Below are 9,578 nucleotides of genomic sequence, written 5' to 3'. Positions count from 1 at the left end.
CCTGGTGTTTCCCGGCGGGGACTATGACTCGTTTCGGCCGACGCTGACCCAGAACGTCATCGACTTCGACGGCCGCACAGGATATGTCAGGGCCGCGATTGAGGCCGGCGTGCCGATCGTGCCTGCGGTGTCGATCGGGGGGCAGGAAACCCAGCTGTTCTTGACCCGCGGCAATCGGCTGGCGAAGCGCTTGGGCCTCAAGCGCATACGGGTGGAGATACTGCCACTTGCCGTGGGTTTCCCGTTCGGTCTGACTACGTTCTTCCCAGCCAACATGCCGTTGCCCTCGAAAATCGTCACCCAGGTGCTGGAGCCGATCGACATCGTCGCCCAATTCGGCGATGACCCCGACGTCGACCAGGTCGACGCCCACGTCCGCTCCGTAATGCAGAGCGCTCTCGACCGACTGGGCCGCCAGCGCCGGTTCCCAGTGCTGGGCTAATCACATGTGCGACGCAAAATCGACCCTGGCATCCGATGTCAGCGGCGGCCCCTTTGTCGACCGTGGACGCGAACATTGTGGCCGGCAGTAGATTCGGCGGAAGAACAGTTCTCTGGAGGTGCCATGCCACAGCTCCCGGCCGATGAGGGCGGGCATCGGTGGCTCGCGCTGGGCGAGGACGCGCTACCCCCCGGAGAACAATGGTTGGCGCCCGGCGAGGCGGCCATCCTGGCGGGGCTGCGGTACACCAAGCGGCGCACCGAGTACCTGCTGCGCCGGTTTGTCACCAAGCAGGCCGTCGCGTCGGTGATTGGGGAAGCCACCGACCCGGGCGTGCTCGCCCGCATCGAGGTGCGCAATGCGCCCAGCGGTGCGCCATACGTTGTCGTCGACGGCGATCCGCTGGCTCTCGGGGTGTCGATCAGCGACCGGGCCGGCTGGGCGGTGTGTGTGACATGCCCAAGCGACTCGCCGGCGGTCGGCTGTGACCTCGAACTGGTCGAGCCGCGGACACCCGGCTTCGTGACCGACTTTCTCACCGCTGCCGAGCAGCGCCTGGTAGCCGCCCGTCCCGCCGGTGACCAACGCGATGCGGCCGCAAACCTGATTTGGTCGGCGAAGGAGAGCGCACTGAAGGTGTTGCGCACCGGACTGCGGCGGGACACCCGTTCGGTCGAGGTCGCGCTGGCCGCCCCACGCGACGACGGCTGGGGCGCGTTGACCGTGCGTGCCGTCGAAGGCCGGGTATTCCCCGGCTGGTGGCGGCGGGACGGCCGCTTTCTGCTGACCGTCGCCGCGGAACTGGCCACGCCGCCCCCGGTCGCGCTTCGCGACCCGGGCGTCCTCGGGTCCGCAGCGCCGCGGCACTCGTGGCTGGACCGGCCGCTATACGGCTGACATGCCTCGCTCGACGGCGTCGACGATGTAGGGCCGCAACGCCTCGGCGGTGATGATCCGGTCCACCGACCCCACGGCCAGCGCTCGCTGGACGGTGTGGATCCGGTCGAATTCCTCGGCAACTTCGCTGAGCTTCGCGGAGCGTACGGCCGCGGTGATCTCGGCGAGACGGGCCCGTGCCGTGCCTGTCTCGGAGCCCGTCGCCTGCCGCACCCGCTCGCCGGCTTCGCGCACCTGGGGGTCCTGCTGGGTGCGTGCTTCGACGTCGCGAGCGAACACCGTGGCAGCAGCCGGCGCGCCGCCGATCACCGACGCGAACGAGCCCTCCACGGCGGCGTTCTCCAGCCGTTCGTTAAGAGCTTTTGAGAACACCACGAACGCGCCGCCGTGGTAGCGGGAGACGACGACGAAGACGATCGGGCCGCGGAAGTTGGTCACCGCGCGGCCTATCTCGGCGCCGTACTCCAGCTGCCAACGGCGCATCGACTCCGGTGAGCCGTCGAAGCCGGACAGGTTCGCCAGCACGACGAGTGGGCGGTTGCCGCTGGCGGCGTTGATCGCGCGCGCGAGCTTGCGAGACGCCTGCGGGAACAGCGTGCCGGACGACCACGATGACGGTCCGCCGGCCGGCACGAATCCGCGCCGGGGCAACGTCTGGGATTCGATACCGATCAGGCACACCGGGATGCCGCCGATGTGCGTGTCCCATACGATCGCGGTCTCGGCGGCCCGCCACTGGCCCCAACGCTCGAGCGGCTCGGAGTCTTCGTCGGCGACTGCACGCATGACCGAGCGCATGTCGAACGGTTTCTTGCGTTCGGGGTTGTGCGTACCAGAGAAGATGTCGCCGACGGTCGCCATGTCGGAGCCGGCGATCGGGGCGTGCGGCGATGAGCGGACATCCCGGTCGATGGGGTCGGTGGTGACCCGCCGGCGTGGCCATGCTTCGCCGGGGACGACGTAGGTGTGCTCGTAGTGGCGCAACAAGATGTCGCACGCGTCGGCGAGGCTAGGCGCCCAGTACTGGCCCTGGCCGTTGGGACCCATGATCCGGTCGAAGCCGCCGATGCCGAAGTTGTCCTCGGCCGACACTCCGCCGGAGAAGTCGAGCGCCTGCTTGCCCGTCAACACCATCGCGCTGGCGGGTGTCATCACCAGGATGCCGCGGGTGTGCATCAGCATGGTCGACTCGGCGTTCCAGTACGGCTGAGCACCTACGTTCACCCCGGCGACCACGATGTTGACCTCGCCGCCGCGCTGGGTGAACTCGATAAGGCGGCGCAGCACCGCGCCGATCCAGTCCATGTTCTCGGTGCCGCTGTCCATCGCGATCTTCGCGCCGGAGGACAGCGTGAACCATTCGACCGGTATCCCCATCCGCTCGGCCAGGTCCACGCCCGCGATGATCCGGCGGCACTCGGGCTCGGCGAGATTGCCGAGCCCACGGGTGGGATCGCCGAACATCGCCACGCGGCTCATCCCTTCGGGCATCTTCTCGGTGTCGTTGCGCAGCAGGCCGACGACGATGTTGCAGCTGTTCTGCCCGTATGGCCGCGACACCGGGACGAGCCCACCGCTCTCGTCGAGGTCGTGCTCGATGAACTCCCCCGGTGGGAACCGTGCCACGGCCTCGGCCGGCGGGGTGAGCATCCGCACGATCTCGTACGGGTAGGGGACGCCGAACCGGTTGGCGCGCAACAGCTTCTGCCGATACGGCGACAGCGACCGGATCGGCTCCCGACCCGGCGGACGTTCGCGCACCGTGACGCCCCCGCCGAGACCCTCCACGTCGAGCACGCGGTCGCGGCCGTCGGGCAGCCGCACGCGCAGTACCACCTTCTCCAGGCCGGTGCCGACGGCCAGCGGTGCCAGCGACCGGGCCAGTTCGGGCCAGGCATCGCGGGGCACATCCCAGGGCGGACGGACATACAGCACTATCCGGTTGGCCGCCGGTCGGGTCTTGGCGTCGAACTCGGCCAGCGCTTCCCGCATCGCCGACAGCGCCTCCAGGCCCATCAGCTCCAGCCGTGGATAGCGCACGTCACCGCTGTCGGCCCGGAGCGGGGTGAGGTCGCGCACCTCGGCGAGCGCGAAAAGCCGCTGATCGGCTGGGTTCTCGCGCGCCACGCCGTGGAACACGTATACGTCCTCGGCCGAGCGCAGGCGGCGCAGCGTGAAGTTCGACAGCCTCCACAGGTCCAGACGCTTGGCGATCATGGGGTGCAGATTGCGGTAGAGCGTTTCTTCGACGAACTGGCCGTCGCGCTGCCGGTAGGTCAGGTGGTAGGTGCGGAAGCGCTCCGGTGCCGTTCCCTCCAGGGTCGTCACGGTGAGATCCAGCCGCCGCAGCAGCCGCCCGAAGTCGCAGTCGGCCAGCAGTTTTTCCGCCTCGTCGACGACGATGTCGGCTTCTGTGGTCTCGCCGTGCCGCCACAGCGCGAGGTCGATGACGACCTGCCGTCCGATGCCGGCCGTGCCGAGATGCCCGGCTACCGCCCGCGACAGCTCCGGCAGCTTCAGCAGAGGCGTGTACGCGGTGACCACATGGATGGGCTGATCCCCGATGTCCCCCATGTCATAGTCGGCGGATCCGAGCAGCCACCCGTCATGCTCGGTGAACGCGAAGTCGCGAAGTTGTCTGATCCGGTAGAAGCGCCGAAGGTAGACCTCCAGCAGCGCCCGGTGCAGCGCCGGATCCGTGCTGCCGCGCCACCGATGCAGCAACTCTGCGCGTAGCGGCTGCGGACAGCCGACGAGGCGGTCGATGCGGTCGACCCGCTCCGGGCCGTCGGGATCGTCGCTCAGCGCGTTCAGATCGCGCCGCACCCGGGTGTACTCGTCGGCGACGGTGACGGCCAGCAGCGGCTCGTCGAAGTAGTGGAACCGCACATCGCGGGCCAGATCCGCGACCACCCGCTGGCGGCCCTGGATGGCGGCCAGCCGGTCGAGCCGTGTCCGCATTTCGGCGTCGGCGAGATGGATCAGCTCGCTCTGGTGGTGGAGCCGGCGCTCGAGGATCGCGGTAACCGCAGGCACCAGGTCGGCGACCCGGCGGAACGAGCGGAACATCCAGACGACGGCTTCTTCCAGCTCCGGGGTCCGGTCCAGCCCCTGAACTCCGTAGCGCTGCAGCGCTCGGTCCAACCGCCGCCGGTACGAGTCGGGCAGGCCGGCCCGGTCGGCGTCAAGCCACTGCAGGTAGGACAGCAGGTACTCCTGGGTGCTACCGGTGACGAGCGCCACCTCGGGATCGATTTCACCGCGCGGCCGGTACAGCGAGCTGACGTCGGCGAACAGATCCAGCAGGTCGTCCTCGCACCGCAGCAGATCGGCTTCGGCCGGCGCCGCGGTCTCGCTGAGCCGTTGCTGCCGGGTCAGCATCGTCTGCACCGAGCCGGGGTCCAGGTCGTAGCCGAGCAGGTAGCTGCGCAGCGCCTCGTACACCTGCTCGGGGGGAGCTGTGCCGGAGGGCTCGGCAGCGGCCAGCCCGGCGAAGTCAACGGCGCCGGCCGGCTGGCCCTGATCGATGTCGGAGGTCGCGACGCGGACGAGCGGCGCGCCGGCCTCGACCTGCATGTTCGCAGCGGTTTCCACGGTGGCGATGGTGCCGGCGAAGGGTGCAGTGATGGTGTTCTCCATCTTCATGCTCTCGACGACGGCGAGCGGGTCACCTTCGGCGACCCGGTCCCCGGGTTCCACGAGGACCGACAGGACGAACGCCGGTCCGGGGCAGCGCACAACCCCACCGTCGTCGCGGAACACCGCATGCGCAGCGCCGTCGACGTCGATCCGCAGCATGGCGCCTTCCATGACCGAGACGACACGGTGCATCCGGTCGCCGACGACGACGCGCCGCTCGTATCCGTCGCGGTATGAGACGACGACGTCTGCGGTGGCGACGCCGGAGGTGACACGGTATGTGCGACCGCCGGTGCGGTAGACGTGCAGGCCGTACTGTTGGCCCCGGTAGCGGAGCCGGCAGCGGTGGCCCACCCCGGCCGCGGACTCGGCGCCGCCTCGCGCCGCACGGGCGTGGAAGGCCGCTCGTTCGGCGGCCTCGTCGAGGTCGTACGACTCCACGGCGGCCACCACCAGGGCCACCGGATCGGGGGCCGGCAGGTGCGCCCCCTCGCCCGTGAGCCGATCCAGCCAGTGGTTGTCGAATTCGCCCGTGCGTACCTCGGGCCGGTCGAGGAGCGTCAGTAGGAAGCAGCGGTTGGTGGTGCCGCCTTCGACCACTGCGGTGGTTTCGCGCAACGCCCGTCGCAGGCGGGCCAGTGCCTCGTCCCGGTCGCTGCCCCACGCCACGATCTTGGCGATCATCGAGTCGAAGTCAGCGGGGATCCGGTCGCCTTCGCGGACGCCGGCGTCGACGCGGATGCCGGCGCCCGCCGGCAGGCGCAGCCGGGTGAGCCGGCCCGGCGCGGAGGCGAACCCGTTCTCGGGATCCTCGGCATTCAGCCGCGCCTCGATCGCGTGCCCGGACACTTCGGGTGGTGTGCCGGTGAGCCGGCCGCCCTGCGCGACGTGCAGCTGCAGCTTGACCAAGTCCAGCCCGGTGGTCGCCTCGGTCACCGGGTGCTCGACCTGCAGCCTGGTGTTGACCTCCATGAACTGGAAGCTGCCGGTGGCGGGATCGACCAGGAATTCCACGGTGCCCGCATTGCGGTAGCCCGCCGCGGCGCACAATCGGACGGCCGCGTCACGGATCGCCTGTTCCTTCGTGGCGTCGAGCACCGTCGACGCCGACTCCTCGAGGACCTTCTGGTGGCGGCGCTGCAGGCTGCAGTCTCGAACGCCGGCCGCCCACGTGGTGCCGTAGCCGTCGGCGATGACCTGCACCTCCACATGGCGGGCAGCCGGCACCAGCTTCTCGAGGAAGACCGTGGGGTCGCCGAACGCCAACGCCGCCTCGGCGCTTGCCGATGGCAGCGCGGCCGCGAGTTCGTCGTCGTCGCGGACTATCCGGATCCCGCGCCCGCCGCCGCCGGAGGCGGCCTTGACCATCAGCGGATAGCCCAGCTGCGCCGCCAGCCTCGTCGCCTCCGCGACGTCTTCGACCGGCCCGCGGCTCCACGGCACCACCGGGACGTCGGCCTGCTCGGCCAACAGTTTGGCAGCCACCTTGTCACCGAGCCGGCGGATCGTGGCACTGTCGGGGCCGACGAAGGTGATGCCGGCTTCCTCGCACGCCTGGGCGAACGACGCATGCTCGGCCAGAAACCCCCAGCCGACCCACACCGCGTCCACCTCGGCGCCGCGCAGCGCCGCGATCACCGCCGGCTCATCGAGGTAGCGGGACCGGCGCGTGCCGTCGGCGGGATCGATGAACGTCGCCGTCCCGAGCGACACCGCTTCGTCGGCTTGCCGCACGTACCAGGCGTCGGCGTCCGGGTCGGTGTACAGCACGACGGTGCGAATCGGCGGCCCCCCGGCCTGATTCAGGTCGGCCACCGCGGTCAGGGCGCGGACAGCCGGCTCGCCGCGGTTGACGATGCCCAGCCGCCGAATCGGTCTGTCCATCCCGGTACGTCTCGTCAATCGCCGATCACCTCGCGTATCGGGGCGATGACCTCGCCGGGCGGGGGATCTGGCAGTGGAACCGTGCGGTACCCGTCAAGGCGAAGTACGAGCCTGCCGTCGTCGTCGCGCACAGTGCAGGTAAAGCCGCCGTGCCCGTCGCGGCGCGCGGTCGCCACGAGTCCCGGCCGCTCCTCCGGCCGACCGGCCAGCCGAACCGCGCCGACGCGCAGCGGCAGGGCGAGGATCCCGTCGGTGCCGGCTTGGAGCAGGCCAACGGTCTGGAAGCAGAGTTCGACCAAACGTGGGCCGATGAGCACCGGGGCATCGACCTGCGGCGGCAGGTCCGCGGCGAACCGGGCTGCCGCGCCGTCGCCGTGCCTCCACGCAGAACCGACCACCTGGTAGGCCGGGCCGTGGAAATACAGCCGGTAGACCTGCTCGGCAGTGAGCGCCGCAGTGTCGTCGCCGGGCGCCGCCTCGTCGCCGGTCAGCACAGGCGGATCGCTGGTCAGCCGTACCGAGCCGGTGAAGTGCACGGTGGATTGCGGCTGGTCAGTGCCGGGCACGTTGCGGTCCGCCGACAGCCGGCACTCGGCGAGCAGGTCGTCGCCGTCCGGGCGGAGCAACGCGGTGACGGTCAGCGTGCGGGGCTCATCGCGGTAGAACTTCAGCGGCGCGCGGAAATCCACGTTCTCGACAGCGGCGACGTGCAGATCGGGGACAAGCACTCGGGCAGCCTCGGCGAACAGCTCCATGCCCATCACTCCGGGCAGCACTGCCGTGCCGTCGATGCGGTGGTGATCCAGGAACGGCCGCGCGGTGGGGTCCAGCGTGGTGCGCACGACCAGCCCGTCGTGGACGCTGGCCCGGACGACCTCGCCGAGCATCGGCCCGTCAACGGTCAGGCACGCCGGATCGATGCCGCCGGTCTCGTGGAACTCGGCGGCCATCGCGCCGAGCGCGCCGGCGACGACGACCTCGCCGTCGGGTATGCCGGTGTTCAGTTCCCGCCGGATCCACGCCACGCCCGCCTCCGGTGGCAGCATGTCGACTCCGGTCGCCGCCATGATTTTCGGGATCGATCCGCGGGCCGCCATGCCGATGCCGCCCCACGCGGTCCAGTCGATCGCCAGCGTGCGCACGTCGGGACGGGTGCGACGCAGGCTGCTCAGCACCTTGCACTGCAGGTCGTTGGCGGCGCTGTAGTCGGTCTGCCCGACGTTGCCGAACCGACCGGCCACCGAACTGAACGCGACGACGGTTCCGAGCGGCAGTTCGTCGGCGGCGTGCAGCACATTGAACAGACCGTCGGCCTTGACCCCGAGTACCAGGTCGAACTCGCGTGGTCCCTTCTCGGGCAGGGAATGGCTGACCTCGATTCCCGCAGCGTGCAACAACACGTCGACGTGCCCGCTGGTGTCGCGCACCTGGACCATCACCTTCTCGACCGCACCGGCGTCGGTGAGGTCGACGCTGTGGTAGTGGGCCGTACCGCCCGCTTCCTCGACAGCCCGCATTGCCGCCAGCGCGGCTTGCAGACGCTCGAAGCGCGCCAACTCCCGCTCGATCAGCACCGGCGTCGGCCGCTCGCCATGCTCCCGCATCCGTTCGGCGAGTTCGCCTTTGAAGCCGTCTCGGTCCTCGGCGTAGCGGCGCAGATCTGGGTCGACCGGGTCGGGCTCGGGGGTGAGGTCGAGCAGGTGGAAGGTGCCACTCCACGCCGCGGCCAGGTCGGCGGTGATCGCCGACACGATGCTGCCGGCGGCGCCCGTGACGAGAAACACCGGCTCGGGGCCGAGCGTGTCTTCCTGCACGTCCGAGAAGGGGCGCTGCGCCAGGCCGACCCCCCAGCGCCGACCGTCGGCGTAGCCGACCTCCACGCAGCCCGGGTCGCTTAGCGTCTCGTCGACAAGCATGTCGGCCAACGCCGACGTTTTCCGGCTGACCGGGAAGTCGACGGCCTTGACCAGCGCGTCGGGCTTCTCACGGCGGTACGCCTTGGCGAACCCGGTGACAGCGCCGCCCAGCGGGCATGTCGCCCCTGCCGGGTCGTAGCCGTGGTAGCCGCCGAGGCGGGTGGCCACCACCAGGAACGGGCTCCGCTCGTATACCCGGCGCATCGTCAGGTAGAGGTCGCGGACCCGGCGGCGCAGAGCCTGCTGCCAGTGGGGAAGGTCCATGTCCTGCAGGCCGCCCTCATCGTCGAGCGCCGGCAGCCAGTACACGCCGTCCACTGCCGCATCGGTGAGCACGGTGGAGATGTCGTCGTCGGGGCGCAGCTCCACCACGTCGACTCCGAGCCGCGCCAGCCGGGTGATCAGCGCGTCCGCGACCCCGCCGTCGTCGCGCATCACCACCACGCGGGTGCCGGCGCCCAGGCTCACCCCGGTCGGCACGCAGGCGGCGAGGTCCGGCCGCAGTACGGGTATCGGCACCCGGCGCGGGATCCGGTCGGTCGCGGCGATGTCGCCCTTGACCGTCGGCGCCGACGCCGCTGCGCTGGGTTTGGCCGCGGCGGCGGTGTCACTGGGTGCTTTTGGGGGCGGGGTGGCCTCGGTTTTGTCGTGGATCCAGCCGATGACGTGGGTGAGGGTGGGGAAGTCGCGCAGTTTGACCGTGTCGTCGCGGGCGACGCCGTAATGCTGGCGGATGGCGGCGAAGATCTCGGCTTGTTTGACGGTGTCCACGCCGAGGTCGGCTTCCAGGTCGAGGTCGA

Annotated in this window: 3 protein-coding genes and 1 pseudogene; 2 read left to right on the top strand and 2 right to left on the bottom strand. The window is 70.2% G+C overall.

Features of this window, described 5'->3' with window-relative positions:
* Together VKI00_RS17515 and VKI00_RS17510 are read left to right on the top strand one after the other, a co-directional pair.
* Nucleotides 1-442, top strand: a pseudogene (locus VKI00_RS17515) (glycerol acyltransferase); the annotation flags it as partial.
* 123 nt (nucleotides 443-565) lie between these two features.
* On the top strand, nucleotides 566-1,339 hold the full coding sequence (locus VKI00_RS17510; protein WP_324439546.1) for a 4'-phosphopantetheinyl transferase family protein: 774 nt from the start codon (nucleotides 566-568) through the stop codon (nucleotides 1,337-1,339).
* Here the strand turns inward: VKI00_RS17510 and VKI00_RS17505 are convergent.
* Nucleotides 1,328-6,862 carry a carboxyl transferase domain-containing protein gene (locus tag VKI00_RS17505; RefSeq protein WP_324439544.1) on the bottom strand — a complete coding sequence of 1,845 codons (5,535 nt, stop codon included), beginning with the start codon at nucleotides 6,860-6,862 and terminating at the stop codon, nucleotides 1,328-1,330. The genes VKI00_RS17510 and VKI00_RS17505 overlap by 12 nt on opposite strands.
* 14 nt (nucleotides 6,863-6,876) lie before the next feature.
* Nucleotides 6,877-9,578 (bottom strand): SDR family NAD(P)-dependent oxidoreductase (locus VKI00_RS17500; protein ID WP_324439542.1); only part of this gene is annotated, 2,702 nt, incomplete at its 5' end.

Source organism: Mycobacterium sp. (assembly GCF_035314665.1).
Lineage (GTDB): Bacteria > Actinomycetota > Actinomycetes > Mycobacteriales > Mycobacteriaceae > Mycobacterium.
The sequence above is the reverse complement of the archived record's forward strand: the minus strand, read 5'-3'. Positions and strand labels throughout refer to the sequence as shown.

Bases quoted from the DNA above. Each gene is read 5' to 3' on its own strand.
- VKI00_RS17510 (WP_324439546.1), top strand. From the start codon at position 566: ATGCCACAGCTCCCGGCCGATGAGGGCGGGCATCGGTGGCTCGCGCTG.
- VKI00_RS17505 (WP_324439544.1), bottom strand. From the start codon at position 6,862: ATGGACAGACCGATTCGGCGGCTGGGCATCGTCAACCGCGGCGAGCCG.